This is a genomic window from Pseudolabrys sp. (assembly GCF_035943735.1).
In the GTDB taxonomy this organism is placed as follows: Bacteria; Pseudomonadota; Alphaproteobacteria; order Rhizobiales; family Xanthobacteraceae; genus Pseudolabrys.
Genome location: NZ_DASZBV010000017.1, coordinates 167,974 through 186,199, shown reverse-complemented (window position 1 = coordinate 186,199; position 18,226 = coordinate 167,974). Strand labels below are relative to the sequence as shown.

General features: G+C 66.9%; 23 protein-coding genes. 15 read left to right on the top strand and 8 right to left on the bottom strand.

Annotated features, from left to right (window positions below; translation table 11 throughout):
* The first annotated feature begins 26 nt into the window (after positions 1 to 26).
* Complete coding sequence (locus VGV41_RS12035) at positions 27 to 602, top strand: DUF1214 domain-containing protein (protein WP_326864074.1); 576 nt, start codon at positions 27 to 29, stop codon at positions 600 to 602.
* On the top strand, positions 599 to 1,162 hold the full coding sequence (locus VGV41_RS12030) for a DUF1254 domain-containing protein (RefSeq protein WP_326864073.1): 564 nt from the start codon (positions 599 to 601) through the stop codon (positions 1,160 to 1,162). Before VGV41_RS12035 ends, VGV41_RS12030 begins: the two co-directional genes overlap by 4 nt.
* Here the strand turns inward: VGV41_RS12030 and VGV41_RS12025 are convergent, their stop codons facing one another.
* Positions 1,163 to 1,867, bottom strand: coding sequence for a hypothetical protein (locus tag VGV41_RS12025; protein ID WP_326864072.1), 705 nt, complete (start codon positions 1,865 to 1,867; stop codon positions 1,163 to 1,165).
* Positions 1,868 to 2,289: 422 nt separating this feature from the next.
* Between VGV41_RS12025 and VGV41_RS12020 the strand changes: the two genes are divergently transcribed.
* Complete coding sequence (locus VGV41_RS12020) at positions 2,290 to 3,168, top strand: DUF2336 domain-containing protein (protein ID WP_326864071.1); 879 nt, start codon at positions 2,290 to 2,292, stop codon at positions 3,166 to 3,168.
* Here VGV41_RS12020 and VGV41_RS12015 read toward each other — a convergent pair whose 3' ends face one another.
* From VGV41_RS12015 to VGV41_RS12005, 3 genes are read right to left on the bottom strand one after another with little or no spacing between them, the layout of a single operon-like run.
* Complete coding sequence (locus VGV41_RS12015) at positions 3,169 to 3,519, bottom strand: DUF1491 family protein (protein WP_326864070.1); 351 nt, start codon at positions 3,517 to 3,519, stop codon at positions 3,169 to 3,171.
* A gap of 31 nt (positions 3,520 to 3,550) precedes the next feature.
* Positions 3,551 to 4,357 (bottom strand): peptidoglycan-binding domain-containing protein, encoded by an 807-nt coding sequence (locus VGV41_RS12010; protein ID WP_326864069.1) that lies wholly within the window; start codon positions 4,355 to 4,357, stop codon positions 3,551 to 3,553.
* A complete protein-coding gene (locus VGV41_RS12005) occupies positions 4,350 to 6,170 on the bottom strand; it encodes a PAS domain-containing sensor histidine kinase (protein WP_326864068.1) in 1,821 nt (606 codons plus the stop codon). Before VGV41_RS12005 ends, VGV41_RS12010 begins: the two co-directional genes overlap by 8 nt.
* A gap of 440 nt (positions 6,171 to 6,610) precedes the next feature.
* Between VGV41_RS12005 and VGV41_RS12000 the strand changes: the two genes are divergently transcribed.
* Together VGV41_RS12000 and VGV41_RS11995 are read left to right on the top strand one after the other, a co-directional pair.
* A complete protein-coding gene (locus VGV41_RS12000; RefSeq protein ID WP_326864067.1) occupies positions 6,611 to 7,057 on the top strand; it encodes a DUF5330 domain-containing protein in 447 nt (148 codons plus the stop codon).
* Positions 7,058 to 7,188: 131 nt separating this feature from the next.
* Positions 7,189 to 7,617: a SufE family protein gene (locus tag VGV41_RS11995; RefSeq protein WP_326864066.1), complete on the top strand. Its 429-nt coding sequence runs from the start codon at positions 7,189 to 7,191 to the stop codon at positions 7,615 to 7,617.
* 4 nt (positions 7,618 to 7,621) lie between these two features.
* Here the strand turns inward: VGV41_RS11995 and VGV41_RS11990 are convergent, their stop codons facing one another.
* The 3 genes from VGV41_RS11990 to VGV41_RS11980 form a co-directional block, all read right to left on the bottom strand.
* The gene (locus tag VGV41_RS11990) at positions 7,622 to 8,188 is read right to left on the bottom strand and encodes a DUF6456 domain-containing protein (RefSeq protein WP_326864065.1); all 567 of its coding nucleotides are present in this window, start codon (positions 8,186 to 8,188) and stop codon (positions 7,622 to 7,624) included.
* A 174-nt stretch (positions 8,189 to 8,362) separates the two neighbouring features.
* Positions 8,363 to 8,788 carry a MucR family transcriptional regulator gene (locus VGV41_RS11985; RefSeq protein WP_326864064.1) on the bottom strand — a complete coding sequence of 142 codons (426 nt, stop codon included), beginning with the start codon at positions 8,786 to 8,788 and terminating at the stop codon, positions 8,363 to 8,365.
* Between the two features lie 181 nt (positions 8,789 to 8,969).
* Positions 8,970 to 9,812, bottom strand: coding sequence for a hypothetical protein (locus VGV41_RS11980; protein ID WP_326864063.1), 843 nt, complete (start codon positions 9,810 to 9,812; stop codon positions 8,970 to 8,972).
* Between the two features lie 332 nt (positions 9,813 to 10,144).
* Here VGV41_RS11980 and VGV41_RS11975 point away from each other — a divergent pair, with 332 nt between their 5' ends.
* From VGV41_RS11975 to VGV41_RS11955, 5 genes are all read left to right on the top strand, one after another.
* The gene (locus VGV41_RS11975; protein WP_326864062.1) at positions 10,145 to 10,747 is read left to right on the top strand and encodes a superoxide dismutase; all 603 of its coding nucleotides are present in this window, start codon (positions 10,145 to 10,147) and stop codon (positions 10,745 to 10,747) included.
* Positions 10,748 to 10,897: 150 nt separating this feature from the next.
* On the top strand, positions 10,898 to 11,554 hold the full coding sequence (locus VGV41_RS11970) for a haloacid dehalogenase type II (RefSeq protein ID WP_326864061.1): 657 nt from the start codon (positions 10,898 to 10,900) through the stop codon (positions 11,552 to 11,554).
* Between the two features lie 109 nt (positions 11,555 to 11,663).
* Entirely contained in the window at positions 11,664 to 12,599 is a 936-nt protein-coding gene (locus VGV41_RS11965; RefSeq protein ID WP_326864112.1) for an ABC transporter ATP-binding protein, read from the top strand.
* Positions 12,596 to 13,357, top strand: a complete 762-nt coding sequence (locus VGV41_RS11960; RefSeq protein ID WP_326864060.1) for an ABC transporter permease — start codon at positions 12,596 to 12,598, stop codon at positions 13,355 to 13,357. Before VGV41_RS11965 ends, VGV41_RS11960 begins: the two co-directional genes overlap by 4 nt.
* A 124-nt stretch (positions 13,358 to 13,481) precedes the next feature.
* Positions 13,482 to 13,871 carry a DUF6481 family protein gene (locus VGV41_RS11955; protein ID WP_326864059.1) on the top strand — a complete coding sequence of 130 codons (390 nt, stop codon included), beginning with the start codon at positions 13,482 to 13,484 and terminating at the stop codon, positions 13,869 to 13,871.
* A gap of 67 nt (positions 13,872 to 13,938) precedes the next feature.
* On the opposite strand, the gene VGV41_RS11950 is transcribed toward VGV41_RS11955, so the two are convergent.
* Positions 13,939 to 15,324 (bottom strand): M20/M25/M40 family metallo-hydrolase, encoded by a 1,386-nt coding sequence (locus VGV41_RS11950; RefSeq protein WP_326864058.1) that lies wholly within the window; start codon positions 15,322 to 15,324, stop codon positions 13,939 to 13,941.
* A gap of 311 nt (positions 15,325 to 15,635) precedes the next feature.
* On the opposite strand from VGV41_RS11950, the gene VGV41_RS11945 reads away from it, so the two are divergent.
* The 5 genes from VGV41_RS11945 to folK are packed head-to-tail and all read left to right on the top strand — an operon-like array spanning position 15,636 to position 18,217.
* Complete coding sequence (locus tag VGV41_RS11945; protein ID WP_326864057.1) at positions 15,636 to 16,007, top strand: DUF2267 domain-containing protein; 372 nt, start codon at positions 15,636 to 15,638, stop codon at positions 16,005 to 16,007.
* A gap of 41 nt (positions 16,008 to 16,048) precedes the next feature.
* Entirely contained in the window at positions 16,049 to 16,456 is a 408-nt protein-coding gene (locus VGV41_RS11940; protein WP_326864056.1) for a DUF4332 domain-containing protein, read from the top strand.
* A 56-nt stretch (positions 16,457 to 16,512) separates the two neighbouring features.
* Entirely contained in the window at positions 16,513 to 17,358 is an 846-nt protein-coding gene (folP, locus tag VGV41_RS11935; RefSeq protein WP_414705088.1) for a dihydropteroate synthase, read from the top strand.
* A complete protein-coding gene (gene folB / locus VGV41_RS11930; RefSeq protein ID WP_326864055.1) occupies positions 17,355 to 17,732 on the top strand; it encodes a dihydroneopterin aldolase in 378 nt (125 codons plus the stop codon). Before folP ends, folB begins: the two co-directional genes overlap by 4 nt.
* A complete protein-coding gene (folK, locus tag VGV41_RS11925) occupies positions 17,729 to 18,217 on the top strand; it encodes a 2-amino-4-hydroxy-6-hydroxymethyldihydropteridine diphosphokinase (protein ID WP_326864054.1) in 489 nt (162 codons plus the stop codon). Before folB ends, folK begins: the two co-directional genes overlap by 4 nt.
* The last annotated feature ends 9 nt before the right edge of the window (positions 18,218 to 18,226 follow it).

The window sequence follows — 18,226 nt, the reverse complement described above, 5'->3', positions numbered from 1 at the left end:
CAAGAGATCTCACCCGCGGTCATCTCGTGCGGCTGCTGTTCGGAACGCTGTTCACCCTGCTGGTCGCCGCCGCCGTCGGTCTCGGCGCGACCTATTACGCCCTCACGCGCGGCGCCGCCTTTGACGCGCTGCGCGTTGGCAGTTGGACGGCGTGGCCAAAGACCGGCACCGTCGACGCCGACCCCTACGCGCGGGCTGAGATTGCGCGCAGCGGCCGCCTGCCTATCGCCCTCGGCGACGGCGTCTCCTTCACGGCGACCAGCGACGATGCCGGGCGCCCGCTCGACGGCCGCTGCGACGTCCAATTGTCCGGCATCACGCCGCAAGCCCGCTTCTGGACGTTGACGCTCTACAACAACGGCGAGCTTGTCTCCAATTCGGTGCATCGCCACGACTTCACCAGCGAGGAGGTCGTGAGGCGCTCGGACGGCAGCTTCACCATCACGGTGGGCCCCCGCGCGAGCGCCGGCAACTGGCTGCCGACCGGCGGCATCGAGCATTACGAACTGGTGCTGCGCTTCTACGATACCGCCATCGGGGTCGCGACCAAGGCCGGGCGCGAACTGCCGATGCCGACGGTGACGACGAGGACCTGCCCATGATCCGCTGGCTGCTCATGCTGCTGGGCGGTGCGCTGCTGGGCGGCATCGTGCACATCGCGACCGTGATCATCCTGCCGCGCACCGCGACGCAGGACGCCTATTCGCGCCTCATCGCGCTGGCGCCCGTCAACAAGGTGACGCCCCTGCCCCCGCCACAGCCCGGCGCCGCGATCATGCCGCTGATGGATCCGGCCATGGCCAGCTCCATCTGCCGCTACGATCTCAGCAAGGGACCGCTGAAGATCACCGTGCCGGTCAGTCCGTCCTACACTTCGGTCTCGTTCTATACGCGGACCGACGTCGCCTATTACGCAATCAATGACCGCGCCGCCGGGCGCCGCGTGATCGAGCTCGACCTGATGACGCAGGCGCAGCACGAGCAGATGCCGGAACAGGAAAACGTCACCGCCGCGGACCGCCTGATCGTGGATTCGCCGACCGACACCGGCCTTATTGCCATCCGCGCTCTGGCGACGGAGCCCGGCTTGATGCCGAAGGCGCAGGCCGCCGTCGACGCCGCGACCTGCGCGCCGGAACAGCAAGCCGATACGGGCCAGTGATCAGTTCGAGGCGAGGCTCTGTTCGCGCACCCAGCCCGGCGGCAGGTGATTGCGGTAGTACGCAATCTTCGACTGCAGCACGTTGAGCGCCTGCTCGACCTGCACCGCGCGTGCATCCGGCGTGATGATGACAAGCCGCTCCAGCGCATAACGATAGGCCGACGCGCGCTCCACCAGCGACCGGCGCACCATCGCCACGATCGCGGCGTTCTCGTCCATGCGGCGCACCGCATTGGTGCGCTCGTGCTCGCTCAGCGCCGATACGTAGAACATGCTCTTGCGCCGCTTGCCGTCGACGTCGAGTACGCGCGCCGCCGTCTCGAAGAACTGCGGCAGCCGCGTGATGTCGTTGTCGATGTCATCCCCGAGCGCTGCGTAGCGCGACGTCGCCGTGCGCTGCTCGTCGCCGAACAGGTGGGTGGTATAGGCGGTGCGGTCGAACGGCACGCGGTGATTGGCGCCGATGACGCCGTATTCGCCGGCGACCGAGTAGAACTTCTGCCGGTCGTAGGGCTGCTCGATCAGCGGATAAGCGAGATCGCGTAGCGCGCGCTCGTCTTCGGTCAGGGGAAAATCGGAGGGCCAGGTCGGCTTGCCGGCAATAGCGTCGAGCGACAGCCAGTCGTGCATGTCGTCGCGCGTGAGCGAGGGTCTGACCTCGCCGAAGTCGCCCTGCGTCGCACAGCCCCCCAGAACAGCCAGCACAGCCAGCGCGAGAAGACGCGGTGCCCAAACGGGGCCGCACCGAGGCCGTTGCAGCGCAGTTCGCATCAAATTCTTATGAGCCGGAACTCAGCGTATCAGGGGACGCCGGCGGCGGCGGCCTGAATTGTTGCCGGTATGCGGCTCAAGTCCGTTGCTTCCGTCCGATCCGCGGTCGATGCGGATCACCGGAAGGATGATGACAGTGGCAGGTTCAGACGCGGCGTCGATATATCTGCCGCCGCGCGCACACGCCGACTCGTCAGGAAACCGAATCACTTCGCCCATCGCAGCCCCTCTTCCGCGCCGACGACGCCTGGGACCTTCGGCGCACGGGGCGATTAAAGGGCGTCCAAGGTTAACGCTCTGCTAACGGCACCCCGCTAATGTGCGGGCATCCACGGTGTCTGTGAAACCTTCTGCGTATGGCGAAATCTCCGGTATCTCCGCCCATCGACGGCCTGCTCGATCTCGCCTGCCGTGATGGCGTCGACATCCGGCCGACGTTGCTGCGCGTCCTCACCGATCTCTATGTCCAGAAGCCGGTCCACACGACCGAGGAAGAGACACAATACCTCGAGCTGGCGAGCGGCCTGATCGACATGGTCGACGACGCCACCCGTGCCGTCGTCACCGCGACGCTGCGCAGCTATCCGGGAGCGCCGAAGGCAGTCCTGCACAAGCTCGGCACCGCGCCAGCGCCGACGCCGATGCCGATGCCTACCCCTGCGGCACAGCCGGCGGCGCCGAGGCGCGACGATCTCACTGAGCTGTTCTTCTCCGTCCCGTCGGACGAGCGACGGCTCATCCTGCGCAATCTCATCCCCGACGGCACGGCGCAGCGCCCCGCCGCGCCGGACGTGCTGGCGCGGCTCGAGAGCGCCGCGCTGCAGCGCAATCCAACCCAGTTCGCGCGTTTGATGGCCGCCGCGCTGGGCGTAGCGCCGGCGCTGGCCGAGCGCATCGCCACGGACGCTTCGGGCGAACCGCTGGTCGTCGCCGCCAAGGCGCTCGGCATGAGCGCGGCGGTCCTGCAGCGCGTCCTCCTGTTCCTCGATCCCGCCATCGGCCAGTCGGTGCAGCGCGTCTACGACCTGGCGCAGCTCTTCGACGACATCACGCCGCAGGCGGCCACGCAGATGACGACGATCTGGCGCGGCCAGCTTGCGCGCAGGACGCGCGCCTACGAACCCACGCACTACGACGACGAACGTCGCAGCGCCCGCTCGTTCGCGAGCCCTGGCCGTCATGCGCGGTCGACGCGCGCGACGCCGCCGGCGCGCAAGACCGACCGGACGGGCTGATCAGACCAGCGCGTCGTCGAGAAAGTTGCGGCCCCGGCGGTCCTCGATCTCGACGATCCACACGTCCGGATCGAAACGGATCTCTCTCACCAGCCGCGCCTCGATGTCGGCGTCTGCCGCCGGCGTCGCGCCACCGACGAGCGCGGTGAACAGCCGGTCCGCCGGCTGCGCGTCGTCGAACATCGTTTGCGGCGCCGGACCGTAGAGCGTGCCCGTCCCGTCGAGCCGGTTGAGCTTGATGAAGATGGCGCCCGCCTCTTCCGCCCCGCGCCGGCGCACGGCGGCGAAAGCGCCTTCGACGTCGCAGCGGCGTAGGTAGGCGGAAACCCAGATGCTCGATTTCAGGCGCATGGTCCCGCGCTGATAGCACGCGCGCGGCGCATCACTCCAGCGGTCGGCCGACCATACCGCCGAGCTCGCGCACGAGACGGTCGGAAATCTGTCCGGTGACCGGCAGCCCGCGCGAGCGCTCGAACCGCTCGATCGCCGCGCGCGTATCGGCGTCGTAGGCACCGGTCGCACTGACTGGGCCGTAAGCGAAATCGTCGAGCGCGCGCTGCACCGCCTTGATCCGGGCCGATGGCGCGGGCGGCGCCGGAACGGACTGCGGCGGCGCCTTTGCCTGGTTCGACGGCGCCAGCAGCGCCGCGATCGGATCGGCGTGCGGAGCAGCTTGCGTCTTGCGCTGTGCGTTGGAACCCGCGATCGCGCGCAGCAGCGCCTCGTTCGCATCCGGCGTGACTTTGGCGCCCGTCGTCTGGATGAAATCGCGCACGGCGGCGTCGGTATGCGCGCCCCAAACGCCGTCGACCACGCCATCGTAGAAGCCGCGGCGATTGAGTTCGCGCTGAATGCTGGAAATGAGCTGCGTGCGGCTCATCGGTGCCGCGGCCGTAACCGGCGCCGGCGCAACGGTCGGCGCGGGCACCGGCATCGGCGTGCCCGGCGCGACGATCTCAGGGCGCGGCGGCGCCAGCGGCACCGTCTGATGCGTCACCGGACGCGCGGCGAAGATCGGCGCCGGGTGCGGCCCCTTCTGCAGGAACAGCGCGTTGGTGAAAATCCACACCGAGGCCACGCTCGCCATTACGATGCCGACGAATTCGCGCGGATAACGCGCGATCGCGCCGCCTGCTCTGGCGAAGCGGCCGGCCGGAACGGCGTGGGCGCGGGCGGCAGGCTTACGCACTTTTTTTGACCTGGGCATGAACGTCGGTATTGGCGGCTGCGGCGAGATCGTCGGCGCGCTCGGTGACGAGCTTGATGGGATCGACCGCAGGGCGCTGTCCTTCGCACTCGAGCGGCAGCCGCACGGTCACCCGCGTTCCCTTGCCGAGACGGCTTGCGATGTCAACCTCACCATCATGCAGCCGCACCAATCCCTTCACGATCGAGAGGCCGAGGCCGGTGCCGTCGTGCCGCCGGTCGTAGGACGCGCGCGCCTGGAAAAAGGCTTCGCCGATGCGCGGCAGATCGTCTTCGCCGATGCCGACGCCGGTATCCTCGACCACTAGCGCAAGCTTGGCGCCTTCGCATTGCGCGGCGACCGTGACGCGGCCGTCGCGTGGCGTGAACTTGATCGCGTTGGAGACGAGATTGATCAGGATCTGGTTGAAGGCGCGGCGGTCGGCGACGAGCTCCGGCAGGTCGAGCGCGATGCGCGTCTTGATCTCGACGCCGGCATCGCGCGCCTTCAGCGCCAGGAGGTCGCAGCAGCTCATGATGGCGGCGGCGGGCGCAAACGGCTCCGGCGTGATCTCGAAATTGCCGGTCTCCATCTTCGACATATCGAGGATGCCGTTGACCACCGAGAGCAGGTGCCGGCCGGAGTCGTTGATGAGCTTGGCGTATTCGAGCTTGCGCGCCGGATCGAACACCAGCGACGGATCGGTGAGCATCTCGGAAAAGCCGATGATGGCGTTGAGCGGCGTGCGCAGCTCGTGGCTCATTGTCGCGAGGAAGCGGCTCTTGGCGGCGCTGGCGCGCTCCTGCTCGGCGCGCGCGATATCGAGCGCCCGCTCATTGGTCTTGCGCTCGCTGACGTCGCGCAGCACGGCGACAACCTCTCGCTCCGCGGTCCCGTCTTGGCCCGCATCGTCGAGCGGCTGGCAGCGCATCTCCACCCAGACGAACTCGGCGCCGCGCTCGCCTTCGCGACGGATGCGGAATTCAACCGAACGCGTTTCGCCGCGTGACGCCGCATCGGCGAGCGCGGTGAGGTAGGCCGGGCGATCGGTCACATGCACGCGGTCGAACAGGCCATGGCCGGCGAGATCGCCGACGCGCGCGCCGAACAAGGCCTCGGCCGCGGGCGACACGAACAGCACGGCGCCGTTCTTACCATGACGCGCGATCACGTCGGTCATGTTGCGCGCGAGCAACCGGTAGCGGTCTTCTTCGGCGTAGCGCATCCAGACGCTTGTGCGCGCCAGCGATTCCGCGCCGAGCGCGATCCCGGTGGCGTAGAGCGAGGCCGAGACGATGCCGAGCGCAGCGAGCGCGCCATCAGTATCGCCGATCAGCGAGGGCGGCGGCAGCAGGTGCGCGACACTCAGCGTCAGCAGCAGGCCGGCGGCGGCGAGCGCGAAGCTCGAGGCCAGCGCCACGACGCGGCGGGACGCGGAGAGCGAAGCTTCCAGCGGCACAACCACCAGCCAGATCGCGGCGAACGAGCCGATGCCGCCGGTGCACCAGGCGACCACCGCGACGAGGCCGGTCAGCGCCAGCGACGAGAGCACATGCGCACTCTCGTAGCGGCCGGTGCGCGAGAGGAAATAGGCGGTCAGGATCGGCGCCACGAGCCAGGCGAAGACGAAGGTCTCGAGCAGGCTCGGCACGCCGCGGAAGGCGAGATAGACGGGAAAGCTCGCGAGCGCCGCGAAGCTGCCGATCAGGCGCGGCGCAATGAAGGCGCGATGGCGCGCCGCGGTCAGCGCATCGTTCTGCGCCACCGGATGCACCAAGGCATCGACATAGTTCCACACTGGCGTGAGGAAGCTCACGGTCCCTGTCCACGTCCCAAACGAAGAAGACGCGCCCCTTATTGCTGGAGGCGAGCTTAGGAGGGCCGACTTAAGCGAACGCTAAAAGTCGAGCGATCTTGCCCGCTATGCACCGGCGACAGGTGCGATACGACCGCCGCAACGGCTCGATTCGCGATCCATGGTGAACGTTGTGTTGCGATCGCGGCTTTCGTGTCGCACCGCATCCCCATAGTTAATCGGCGCTAACCATGGCCCTTGCTGCGCGCGCGACGCGGCGCGCGCGGGGAACGAAAACGACATTTAAAATTTGAGACAAAACGAGATGTCTCGAATTGTCCGAAAATTCGCGGCGAGTTTGAGCCAAAACATCGGAAAGACGCGAACGACAGCTTCAGGCCTGTTTGCTAGATTGTGAGACAAGGCGGAGGGGAAACCGCCGGGGATATATGGGTAGGGTCATGTTCTTCCTGTTGCGAATGGCGTTCTGGCTGGGCGTCGTCTGCCTGCTGTTGCCGGGCAGCGGCCCGAAGTCTTCGGACGCGCAGATCGATCCGACGCAGGCGATGAGCGTCGCCAGCGCCGCGGTGTCGGACGCGCGCGGCTTCTGCGGGCGTCAGCCCGAGGCCTGCGTCGCCGGCGGCAAGGTCGCCGCGGCGCTCGGCGAGAAGGCGGAAGCGGGCGCGCGCACGATCGTCCAGTTCATCATGGCGCGAGTCGACAAGCCGGCCGAGACGGACAAGACGGGCACGGTCGCGGCCCGGAACGAGAAGTCTGCCGCCAGGCTGGTCAATGTGTCCGAGCAGACGCAGCACGGCACGCTGACCAAGAACGACATGCAGCCGGCCTGGCACGGGCCGGTTCCGCTGCCGCCGAGGCGCGAGCGACCGGGCCGTCCAGCCGTCTGAGCGCCGGCGCGCCGTTCCGCCCGCCGGCATTGATCTCGCCGGCGGATCGCAAGATTTTTGGCCATCGCAGCACGGGAGCCTATATATCGGGCCCACGGAGCATCGTTCGCCCCGGCAAGCGCGACGGCTGAATGACTGGAATCGACGAGATCATCGACAACTTCGCCCTGCTCGACGAGTGGGATGACCGCTATCGCTATGTCATCGAGCTCGGGCGCGAACTGGCGCCTTTGCCCGAGGCGGAACGCACCGAAACGAACAAGGTGCGCGGCTGCACCAGCCAGGTCTGGCTGGTCACGCACGTGAAGGCGGATGGTGCCGGCGGCCCCGTGCTCAGCTTCGAGGGCGACAGCGACGCGCATATCGTGCGCGGGCTGGTGGCCATCCTGTTCGCGCTCTATTCGGGCAAAGCCGCGAAGGCCATTCTCGATATCGATGCCATCGCCGTGTTCGACAAGCTCGGCCTGCGCGAGAACCTGACCCCGCAGCGGTCGAATGGGCTGCGCTCGATGGTCGAGCGCATCCGCGCCGATGCCGAGGCGGCGCTCGCCACCGCCTGAGCGCTCACTTCACCGAAAACGCCGCCCCTTCGGCAAGCCACGTGCGCACCGGCGCACGCGCGCGGCCGCGAGTCTCTCCCGCATAGCCGTAATGGCGCGCCAGCCGCTCGAGCGCGAGCTGCAGCACGACCTTTCCCGAACGCAACGGCCAGCGCTGCTCGCGCTCGACGTCCTCGAGGCCTTTCAGGAAGCAGCAGACGTCGAGCAGCAGCCCGGCGAACTCCGGGCCGACCGCTTCCAGCGCCGCGTGTACGCGGCGACGGGCATCCGTCATGGTGTCGTTGGCGGCCGACGCCGCGGCGCCGCCCGAGGCCAGCGGATTGTCCCAATTGGTGGTGACGTGTGGCATGAGATCGGCGACGGTGAAATCCCGCCGCAGCCGCTCGCCGGCCTGCAGCTGATGCGGCTCGATCAGCGCGCGGCCGTCGCGACCGCGCCGGCGCGCGAGCCAGGCGAGCGGGCTTTCCTGTTCGTCGACCGTGACGGCGGCCGCGCGGTGTTCGGTCGCGATCCGCCGGCGGCCGAGCGCCAGATGGCGGGCGCGAAACGCATCGACTGTCGGCTCCGCCATCTCGACGGGGCGCGGCCGGCGGCGCGAGGGCCTCGCCCGCACGGCCGACGGAGGTTTGGGCAAGGGCGGCATCGACGGCGACCTCCTCTGACGGCCACGGACTTGCAGCCATCGCCAAGGATTAAATCCTTGAAGGACTTCCGTCAAGACGCAAAAGATGACTTTCCTGTCGCCCTATTTGCCGCGCCGGCGGCGCTGCTGGCCGAGGCCCATCTGCTTGGCGAGCTCGGAGCGGGCGGCCGCATAACTTGGCGCCACCATCGGATAATCCGGCGGCAGGTTCCACTTCTCGCGGTACTGCTCCGGCGTCATGTTATATTGCGAGCGCAGATGGCGCTTGAGCGACTTGAATTTCTTTCCGTCCTCGAGACAGACGATGTATTCCGGCGTCACCGACCGCTTGAGCGAAATCGCCGGCTTCGGGCTCTCCGTGCCGGCGTCCGCATTGCCGTTGGAGACCCGGCTAAGCGCCGTGTGCACCTGGTTGATCAGCGCCGGGATATCGCCCGCGGCAACGCTGTTATTGCTGACATAGGCGGAGACGATTTCCGCCGTCAGCGCAATGTAGTTAGGTCCGCCTACGCCCCCATCCCCGCTCATCGGCGTCATTCCCGTGTCATGAAGTCTTCGCGCTAGAATTGGCCGGACGTCTTCGCCCGCCTCGAGCCCGGGGAAGAATCCAATATTTAAAGATTACTGTCCGGAGAATGCGCCGGCAAGAAGAACATAGGCGTAGACCGAACCTAGACTTGGCCCGGTGCCGCCGATGACTGGAAAAGCGTCAGCCGTTCTTTTCCAGATGCGCGCGCAGTTCGTGGATGGAGGCAAACCGCAGGGTGCCCTGCGGCAATTCGGCCTCGATCGAGCCGTCGACGTAAAGCGTGTAGCTCATGCCGTCGACGACGCCGGACTTGAGGATCGCGATCGCGCGCGGCTTCGGCTCTTCGGCCCGGGCGGCAGGCGGCGGCGGGGCGGCTTCGGAAAACTCCGGCGCCGGCGGCGCTTCCGGTTCGGCCGGCTCGGCCGGCCGGCTCGCCTCGGCCTCGTCGGCCGGGCGCTCGAGCATCTTGTTCTCCGGCGGCCACATCGAGTCGAAGAAGGTCGAGCGCTGACGCGGCTGGCTCGGCGGCTCGGCCGCGGCCGCAGCGGGTCGCTGGCGCGGCCAACCGGTGTCGAACGTTCTCTCCGCCGGCTTCGCCGGCTCGTTGGCGGCCGCCATCGGCGCGGCCTGTTCCGGCGACAGCGAGGCCTCCTCCTCCTCGACCTGCGGCGGCTCCTCTGGATTGCGCAGCGCCGGCGCTGGCGCCGCGGGCATCGGGAATTCGGGCGGCGCGGCCGGCCCGCGCGGCTCGAACGGATGCGGTTCGGATACAGCCGGCTGCGCGTCGTAGGTTTCGTGCGCTGCGCCGACCAACGCCCCGTGACCGAGCAGGTCGTTGAGGCGCTGCAGCTGCGCGGTGACCGCCGCCAGCGCGATGACGATGAGGCCGCAGGCGCCCACCGTGGCCCCCGACATGATCAAAGTGTTGCCGAAGCTGAATTCGGAGACCGGGATGCCGAAGCCGGCCAGCGCCACGCCGAAGATGAAGGCGAGGCCGCCTATCCCATAGAGAATCGCTGACATGCGCACGGGCACCTCCCTCAATTCCGGCGCCGGCTTCCAGGGAAACGGCGCAAATACGCTAGGCTCTTCAATTCACGAAGGATTTCGTCGATTTCGCAGTCATTACAACGGCAAACGCTAAAGTAGCACGACGGACCTGCATATTCTGTTAAGGCTGCGGGCAGGCCGCGGACAACCCCCGACCGCGCACCCGGACCGGCCGAACTGGCCGGGGCCGTTGCCGCGGGCCGCGCCAGCGCCTAATTAGATTTCCATCGAGGGAACTCGCGCCCGGGGCTCGGGTTTCAACCGTCAAGGCCATTTCACACAAAGTTTGCCGCGAGGAGGAGCTGATGTCTTTCAAGCTGCCGGATCTGCCTTATGCGTACGACGCGCTTGCGCCCTACATGTCGCGCGAAACGCTCGAATATCACCACGACAAGCACCACAAGGCTTATGTCGATACCGGCAACAAGCTTCTTGAAGGCTCGGGCCTCGAGGGCAAGTCGCTCGAAGAGGTGGTCAAGGGCGCCTATGGCAAGAACCAGGGCCTCTTCAACAATGCCGGCCAGCACTACAACCACCTCCATTTTTGGCAGTGGATGAAGCCGAACGGCGGCGGCGACAAGCTGCCGGGCAAGCTGCAGGCGGCAATCGACAAGGATCTCGGCGGTCTGGCCAAGGTGAAAGAGGACTTCTCGCAGGCCGGCATGACCCAGTTCGGCTCCGGCTGGGCCTGGATCGCCGTCAAGGATGGCAAGCTTGCCATCATGAAGACACCAAACGGCGAGAACCCGCTGGTGCACGGTGCCACCCCGATCCTCGGTTGCGACGTGTGGGAGCACTCCTACTACATCGACTACCGCAACCGCCGTGCCGACTATCTCAAGGCGTTCCTCGATCACCTGGTGAATTGGGAGCACGTCGAGGCGATGTTCGCGGCGGCGACCAAGTAGAGCGGCGCGCAAGCATAAAAATCCGAACGGCCGGCGCACCTGCGCCGGCCGTTTCGTTTTGCAGGCGCGGGCCCTTCACACGATGGTGTCCTGCACGTGGCCCGCGCACATGCTACCCGGGGCGCGGTTTCTCCGATCATTGAGGCGACCATGTCCATTTTCGTATTCGACGCCTACGGCACTTTGTTCGACGTGCATGCCGCCATCGCCCGCTTCCGCGACAAGGCCGGCCCGGACGCCGAGCGCATGTCGGAGATCTGGCGCACCAAGCAGCTCGAATACTCCTGGACGCTGACGCTGGCCGGCCGCTATGCGCCGTTCTGGACGCTGACCGATCGCGCGCTCGATTTCGCGCTGGCGCGCGTGCCGTCTGTCGACACGGCGCTGAAGCCGCAGCTCTTGCAGGCCTACTTCAATCTCGATGCGTTCCCGGACGCGCGCGCCGCGTTGCGCACATTGAAATCGAAGGGCCACAAAACCGGCATCCTGTCGAACGGCTCACCCGAAATGCTCGACGGCGCGGTCGACGGCGCAGGCGTGCGCGGCGATCTCGATGCCGTGCTCTCGGTCGACGTGCTCAAGATGTTCAAGCCGCGGCCTGAGGTCTACGGCCTCGTCACCAAGCATTTCAATTGCAAACCTGGCGATGTGACCTTCGTCTCGTCGAACCGCTGGGACGTCATGGCGTCCGTCTCCGTCGGCTTCCACGGCCAGTGGATCAACCGCGCGAAATACCCCGACGAGTATCCCGACTTCCCGCCGGAGCGGGTGCTGAACAGCCTCACTGAACTGGCGGCGGCCGCCTGAGAAAGCGTTGCATTTCGGCAACGCTGCGCGGAGAGGGAACCGGCCGGGGCTGGCGAGACTCGTGCGAGCGACCTACATGCGGTTGCTCGCCCACAGCGCCTGTCCCCACATGCAATCGATCATCTCCGTATCGAAACTGACCAAGAGCTACGACTCCGGCTTCACGGCGCTCAAGGGCATCGATCTCGACATCCGCAAGGGCGAGATCTTCGCCCTGCTCGGCCCGAACGGCGCCGGCAAGACGACGCTGATCGGCATCATCTGCGGCATCCTGCGGCCGACCGGCGGCTCGGTCAGCGTCGGCGGCCACGACATCATCACCGATTATCGCGCCACGCGCGCGCTGATCGGCCTCGTGCCGCAGGAGATCGTGATGGCGCCGTTCGAGACCGTCTGGGCCTCGGTCACCATGTCGCGCGGACTGTTCAATAAGCCGAAGAACCCCGCCTATCTCGAAAAGGTGCTCAAGGACCTGTCGCTCTGGGACAAGCGCCACTCGAAGATCGTGCAGCTGTCCGGCGGCATGAAGCGGCGCGTTCTCATCGCCAAGGCACTGAGCCACGAGCCCGCGATCCTGTTCCTCGACGAGCCGACGGCGGGCGTCGACGTCGAACTGCGCAAGGACATGTGGGACGTCGTGCGGGCGCTGCGCGATGCCGGCGTCACCATCATTCTCACCACGCACTACCTCGAAGAAGCCGAGGAGATGGCCGACCGCATCGGCGTCATCAACAATGGCGAGATGATCCTGGTCGAGAAGAAGTCCGAGCTGATGCGCAAGCTCGGCAAGAAGCGCCTTGTCCTCCAGGTCGCCGACAAGCTGGCGGCCGTTCCTCCGGTGCTTGCCGCCTTCAACCTGGCGATCGGCGGGGACGGCCACGAGCTGATCTACGAGTACGACACGCGCGCCGAGCGCACCGGTGTCGCCACGCTGCTCGCCGCCTTGAGCGAGGCCGGCGTTCGCATCCGCGATCTGCACACCAATCAATCCTCGCTCGAGGAGATCTTCGTCGGCCTCGTCAACGACACGCGGAGCGCGCCATGAATTTCCGCGCCGTCGCTGCCATCTACACGACCGAGATGATGCGCACCGGCCGCACGCTGGCGCAGAGCATCGTCTCGCCGGTCATCTCGACCGCGCTCTATTTCGTCGTTTTCGGCGCCGCGATCGGCGGGCGCATCTCCGAGATCGAGGGGGTGAATTACGGCTCGTTCATCGTCCCCGGCCTGATCATGCTGACGCTGCTGACGCAAAGCGTCATGAACGCGTCGTTCGGCATCTACTTCCCGCGCTTCATCGGCTCGATCTACGAGCTTCTGTCGGCGCCGATCTCCTACGTGGAGATCGCCCTCGGCTTCGTCGGCGCGGCGGCGACCAAGTCGGTCGTCCTCGGACTGATCATTCTGGCGACCTCGGTGCTGTTCGTGCCGCTGCACATCGCGCACCCGTTCTGGATGGTCGGCTTCATGGTGCTGACGGCGATCACCTTCAGCCTGCTGGGCTTCATCATCGGCATCTGGGCCGACGGCTTCGAGAAGCTGCAGATCGTGCCGCTTCTGATCGTCCAGCCGCTGACCTTCCTCGGCGGGACCTTCTATTCCATTCACGTGCTGCCGCCGCTCTGGCAGAAGATCGCGCTGATCAACCCGGTCGTCTACCTCGTCAGCGGCTTCCGCTGGAGCTTCTTCGAGGTGGCAGACGTCAGCCCGGCAATCAGCCTGGTGATGACGTTTGTGTTCCTGTTCATCTGCCTGGCCATCGTCGGGTGGATTTTCCGCACTGGTTACAAGCTCAAGAACTGAGCCGGCAATTTTTCCACATGGCGCCTTCTCGCCCCGCATGGCTTGCGGATTCGCCGCCCGCTGGATACATACCCTCCACTAATTCGCCGTTTTCGCGGCATCAACCCATCCCACCGGAGAATAGATGAGCTTCCAGACTCCCGACCTGCGTGACCGTCAGAGTGCCGCTGCAGCCGCCAAGAAGGCGCTGCTGGAGAAGTTCCGCACCGCCGCCCAGGATCCTGGCCTCGCCGAGAAAGAGGCGGCGCGCCGCGCCGTCGCCGAGGCGCGCGACAAGCGCAATGCCGAGCGTGAAGCCGCGCGCAAGGCCCGCGAGGCGGAACTCGCCGCCGAAGCAGCCCGCCAGGCGGAAATCGCCGAAAAGGCGCGCAAGGAGCAGGAAGAGCTCGAGCGCCTGATCACCGCCGAAAAGGCCGAGGCAGAAGAGCGGCTGCTGGCCGAGCAGAAGGCGGCGCGCGACGCGCGCTACGCCGCCCGCAAGGCGGCCAAGAAAGTCCGCCGCCGCGGCTTCTAAGCCGTTCGCGACACCGAAACGAAAAGGCCGGGCAAACGCCCGGCCTTTTTTGTTTGTGCCGGCCGCCTCAGCCTTTCGCCAGCGCGTCGAGGATGCGCGCCCAGGAGCGGATGCCCTTGTGGTAGCAGGTGACGTCGAACTTCTCGTTCGGCGAATGCACGCGGTCGTCGTCGAGCGCAAAGCCGACCAGCAGCGAATCCATGCCGAGCACGCTCTTGAAGTCGGCGACGATCGGGATCGAGCCGCCGGCGCCGACCGTCACCGCCTTGTTGCCCCACTCTTCGGCCAAAGCCGTGCGCGCCTTGCCGAGCGCCGGATTGTCGTAGGAGAGCTGGATCGGCGGCGCCACGCCGAAATTGCCGAACTCGACCTTACAGTCGTCCGGCAGGCGCGCGCGCACGAAGGCGCGGAACGCGTCACGGATCTTCTCCGGGTCCTGCGTCCCGACCAGGCGGAACGACACCTTGGCGCTCGCCTCGCCCGGGATGACCGTCTTGGCACCCTCGCCGGTATAGCCGCCGACCATGCCGTTGATCTCGGCAGTCGGCCGCGTGGTGATCTGCTCGATCAGCAGCCGGCCTTTCTCGCCTGACGAATGCTTGAGCCCGATCGGCCCGAGAAACTTCTCCTCGGTCAGGCCGAGCGCAGCGAGGTCCGTCTTGATGTCGGCGGGCAGGTCTTTCACACCGTCATAGAAGCCGGGAATGGTGACGCGGCCGCTGTCGTCCCACAGCGCCGACAGGATCTTCGACAGGAGCCGCAGCGGGTTCTGCGCCGCGCCGCCGAAAACGCCGGAATGCAGGTCACGATCGGCGCAGGTGATCCTGACGTCCTCGTAGACGAGGCCGCGCAGCGAGGTGGTGATCGCCGGCGTCTTCCGGTCCCACATCGCGGTGTCGCAGACCAGCGCCAGGTCGAGCTTGAACTCGTCGGCGTTGTCGCGGACGAAACCGAACAGGTTCTTGGAGCCGCACTCCTCCTCGCCCTCGATCATCGTGGTGATCGGCACAGGCAGCTTGCCGGTGACTTTGTGGTAGGCGCGGCAGGCCTCGATGAAGGTCATCGCCTGGCCTTTGTCATCGCAGGCGCCGCGCGCGACGATGATCTTGCGGCCGTCCGGCAGCGTCTCGATGCACGGCTCGAACGGCGGCGTCTTCCAGAGGTTCAACGGGTCGACCGGCTGGACATCGTAATGTCCGTAGAACAGCACATGCGGGCCGGCGACGCCGTTCGCCTTGGCGACCACGACCGGATGCCCGAGCGTCGGGCGCACTTCGGAGGTAAAGCCGATGGAGTCGAGGTCGGCGGCCACGTGCTCGGCGGCCGTGCGGCATTGCTCCTTATAGGCCGGATCGGTCGAGACGGAGGCGATGCGCAGCAGCGCAAACAGACGCTCGACGCTCTGCTCGAAATCCCGATCGATCTGGCTCAGGACGGCGTCGAGGGTGCTCATTTGGGCTCTCCGGTGTGGTATCGGGCAAACTAGCAATGCATTCCCGGACTGAAAAGGGCGCGTGCACCGCATGAAACCCAAGGCGGTTGCCCTGCATTCTCGGCAAGCGCTTCTCTGATCCGTAAGCACGTCACGCAGACACCACCACAGCCGGCCGTGCCTTCGCTACAAGTTTGATCTAAGTCATCGCCACGGCGGCGATAGTGCGTGACGGCAACACCTGCGGCTTCATTGAGGTGATGCGCTTGTCAGGGCGCGGCGGGCCGTCCAATATGACGTGAACCCGCCGCCAGTGCGGGAGAGAGGGGACTATGGACGAACTCATTTCGCGGCTCGTCGCCACTGTCGGTGTCGACCGGGACGCCGCCGAGAAAGCCGTCGGCATCATCTTTCAATTCCTCGTCAAGGAAGGCCCACCGGACAAGGTGAAGGCGCTGTTCGAGCGTTTGCCCGGCGCCGAAGAACTCATGGAATCGCAGGAAGGCATCGACGCAAGCGGCGGCGGCATGTTCGCGCTTGGCGGCATCATGGGGGCCGGCACCAAGATGATGGCGGCCGGCCTGTCGATGGCGCAGGTGCAGGGCGTGGCACGCGAGACCCTGGCCTTCGCGCGCGAGCAGGCGGGCGAGGACACGGTCGGCGAGATCGTCGGCGCAGTGCCCGGCCTGTCGCAGTTCATCTGACGATATCGGAACGGAGGCCCGCGGGGAGGCGGGAACGAGACATGCCGTATCCGATCACCGATATCGCCGATATCGACGCCGACGTCGCCGCCGTGCTCAAGAAGCATGGCATCCGGTCGACCGCCACCCTGCTCGACAAGACCTGCACGCTGAAGCAGCGGCTGACGCTGGCCGAGAAGACCGGCCTCGACCCCAAGCAGCTCCTGTGCTGGGCGAATGGCGCCGACCGCATGCGGGTCAAAGGCGTCAGCAAGGAATACGCCGAGCTCCTCAGCGCCGCCGGCGTGCATACGGTCAAGGAGCTCAAGGTCCGCAATCCGGCCAACCTCGCCAGGGCGATGGCCGAGGCCAACCAGAAGCGCAAGCTGGTGCGGCTGCTGCCGTCGGAACGCGCGGTGACGCGCTGGATCGCCGACGCCAAGGACCTGCCGCTCAAGATCCGCTACTGAGCGGGCGCCGTCCCGCTCGCTTGACAGTTTTCGGCGGCCAGAGCAAAGCCACCCGCATGGCCCTCGCCCGTCCCCTCGCCGCTGCCGCGACGGCATCGCTCGCCGCCCTCCTCGCGCCCGGGCGGCCACTGGTGATGGGCATCCTCAACGTCACGCCGGATTCCTTTTCCGACGGCGGCCGCTTCGTCGATCCGTCCGTGGCGGTCGCGCGTGCACGCACGATGATTGTGCAAGGCGCCGATATCCTCGACGTCGGCGCGGAATCGACCCGCCCCTACGGCGGCAACCAGGGCGTCAGCGCCGACGACGAGCTTGCACGCCTGAGGCCGGTGCTGCCCGAGGTGATCGGGCTCGGCCTCCCCGTCTCCATCGACACGATCAAGGCCTCGACCGCCGCCTGGGCGCTCGATCAGGGCGCCGCCATCGTCAACGACGTCTGGGGGCTGCAGCGCGATCCCGCCATGGCGTCGCTGGTGGCGAAATACGGCGTGCCGGTCATCGTCATGCACAACCGCGACAAGGCTGACCCGGCCATCGACATCGTCGCCGACGTCGTCGCCTTCTTTGCCCGCACACTGGAAATCGCCGCGCAGGCCGGCATTGCGCGCGCGACGATCGTGCTCGATCCCGGCATCGGCTTCGGCAAGACGCCGGAGCAGAGCCTGACCTGCTTGCACCACCTCGCCGAATTCAAGCGCTTCGGCCTGCCGCTGCTGGTCGGCGCCTCGCGCAAGCGCTTCATCGCCTCGGTCTCGCCGTCCGAGCCGACCGAGCGCATCGGCGGCTCCATCGCCACGCATCTCATCGCCGCGCGTGAGGGCGCCGCCATCCTGCGCGTGCACGATGTGCAGGAGACGGTGCAGGCGCTGCGCGTGACGGCGGCTATCGAGGGCGCACGATGAACGACCGTATCTTCATCACCGGGCTGACGCTGCACGCCTATCACGGCGTCATGGCGCACGAGGCCAAGGTCGGCCAGACTTTCGGTATCGACATCGAGTTCGACATCGATCTCGCGGCCGCGGCGAAGTCGGACAAGGTCGCCGACACCGTGTCCTACGACGCCGTCGTCACCTGCGCGACCGAGGCGTTCCTGTCGCAGCGATTCAAGCTGATCGAGGCCGCCGCGGGTAGCGTCGCCGACGCCGTGCTCGGCACGTTTCCGCGCGTAAAGGCCGTGACGGTGACGATCCACAAGCCGCACGCGCCGATCGCCGCCACCTTCAGCGATGTCGGCGTCAAGCTCGTTCGTACGCGCCCTGCCGCGCGGCCATGAGCACCGCGTGGCTGGCGCTCGGCGGCAATGTCGGCGACAGCCGTGCCATTCTCGATCGCGCCGTCAGCCTGCTGTGTGACGGGCAGACGATCCGCCTCCTCGCGCGTTCGTCCGATTACCGCACGCCGCCCTGGGGCGTGACCGAACAGGCGCCGTTCATCAACCTCTGCATCGCCGTCGCAACCGCGCTGACGCCGCAGCAACTGCTCGCGCGCGCCCACGAGGTTGAACGCGCGCTCGGCCGCGACCGCGCGCGGGAACAGCGCTGGGGTCCGCGCACCGCCGACATCGACATCATCGCCTACGACGATATTTCGCTGCACGACGATGATTTGATTTTGCCGCACCCGCGCCTGTTCGAGCGCGCCTTCGTGCTTGTTCCGCTGGCCGAGATCGCGCCGGACCTGATCGTGGCCCGAACCCGCATCGCCGATGCCGCCGCACGTTTCGCGCACGAAGCCATCGAGAAGCTGCCGCCGCGCTGACACCGGGCG

Excerpts from the sequence above, each read along its gene's own strand:
- VGV41_RS12030 (WP_326864073.1), top strand. The coding sequence starts at position 599 with ATGATCCGCTGGCTGCTCATGCTGCTGGGCGGTGCGCTGCTGGGCGGC.
- VGV41_RS12020 (WP_326864071.1), top strand. The coding sequence starts at position 2,290 with ATGGCGAAATCTCCGGTATCTCCGCCCATCGACGGCCTGCTCGATCTC.
- VGV41_RS12015 (WP_326864070.1), bottom strand. The coding sequence starts at position 3,519 with ATGCGCCTGAAATCGAGCATCTGGGTTTCCGCCTACCTACGCCGCTGC.
- VGV41_RS12000 (WP_326864067.1), top strand. The coding sequence starts at position 6,611 with ATGTTCTTCCTGTTGCGAATGGCGTTCTGGCTGGGCGTCGTCTGCCTG.
- VGV41_RS11995 (WP_326864066.1), top strand. The coding sequence starts at position 7,189 with ATGACTGGAATCGACGAGATCATCGACAACTTCGCCCTGCTCGACGAG.
- VGV41_RS11990 (WP_326864065.1), bottom strand. The coding sequence starts at position 8,188 with ATGGCGGAGCCGACAGTCGATGCGTTTCGCGCCCGCCATCTGGCGCTC.
- VGV41_RS11985 (WP_326864064.1), bottom strand. The coding sequence starts at position 8,788 with ATGAGCGGGGATGGGGGCGTAGGCGGACCTAACTACATTGCGCTGACG.
- VGV41_RS11980 (WP_326864063.1), bottom strand. The coding sequence starts at position 9,812 with ATGTCAGCGATTCTCTATGGGATAGGCGGCCTCGCCTTCATCTTCGGC.
- VGV41_RS11975 (WP_326864062.1), top strand. The coding sequence starts at position 10,145 with ATGTCTTTCAAGCTGCCGGATCTGCCTTATGCGTACGACGCGCTTGCG.
- VGV41_RS11970 (WP_326864061.1), top strand. The coding sequence starts at position 10,898 with ATGTCCATTTTCGTATTCGACGCCTACGGCACTTTGTTCGACGTGCAT.
- VGV41_RS11965 (WP_326864112.1), top strand. The coding sequence starts at position 11,664 with ATGCAATCGATCATCTCCGTATCGAAACTGACCAAGAGCTACGACTCC.
- VGV41_RS11960 (WP_326864060.1), top strand. The coding sequence starts at position 12,596 with ATGAATTTCCGCGCCGTCGCTGCCATCTACACGACCGAGATGATGCGC.
- VGV41_RS11955 (WP_326864059.1), top strand. The coding sequence starts at position 13,482 with ATGAGCTTCCAGACTCCCGACCTGCGTGACCGTCAGAGTGCCGCTGCA.
- VGV41_RS11950 (WP_326864058.1), bottom strand. The coding sequence starts at position 15,324 with ATGAGCACCCTCGACGCCGTCCTGAGCCAGATCGATCGGGATTTCGAG.
- VGV41_RS11945 (WP_326864057.1), top strand. The coding sequence starts at position 15,636 with ATGGACGAACTCATTTCGCGGCTCGTCGCCACTGTCGGTGTCGACCGG.
- VGV41_RS11940 (WP_326864056.1), top strand. The coding sequence starts at position 16,049 with ATGCCGTATCCGATCACCGATATCGCCGATATCGACGCCGACGTCGCC.
- folP (WP_414705088.1), top strand. The coding sequence starts at position 16,513 with ATGGCCCTCGCCCGTCCCCTCGCCGCTGCCGCGACGGCATCGCTCGCC.
- folB (WP_326864055.1), top strand. The coding sequence starts at position 17,355 with ATGAACGACCGTATCTTCATCACCGGGCTGACGCTGCACGCCTATCAC.
- folK (WP_326864054.1), top strand. The coding sequence starts at position 17,729 with ATGAGCACCGCGTGGCTGGCGCTCGGCGGCAATGTCGGCGACAGCCGT.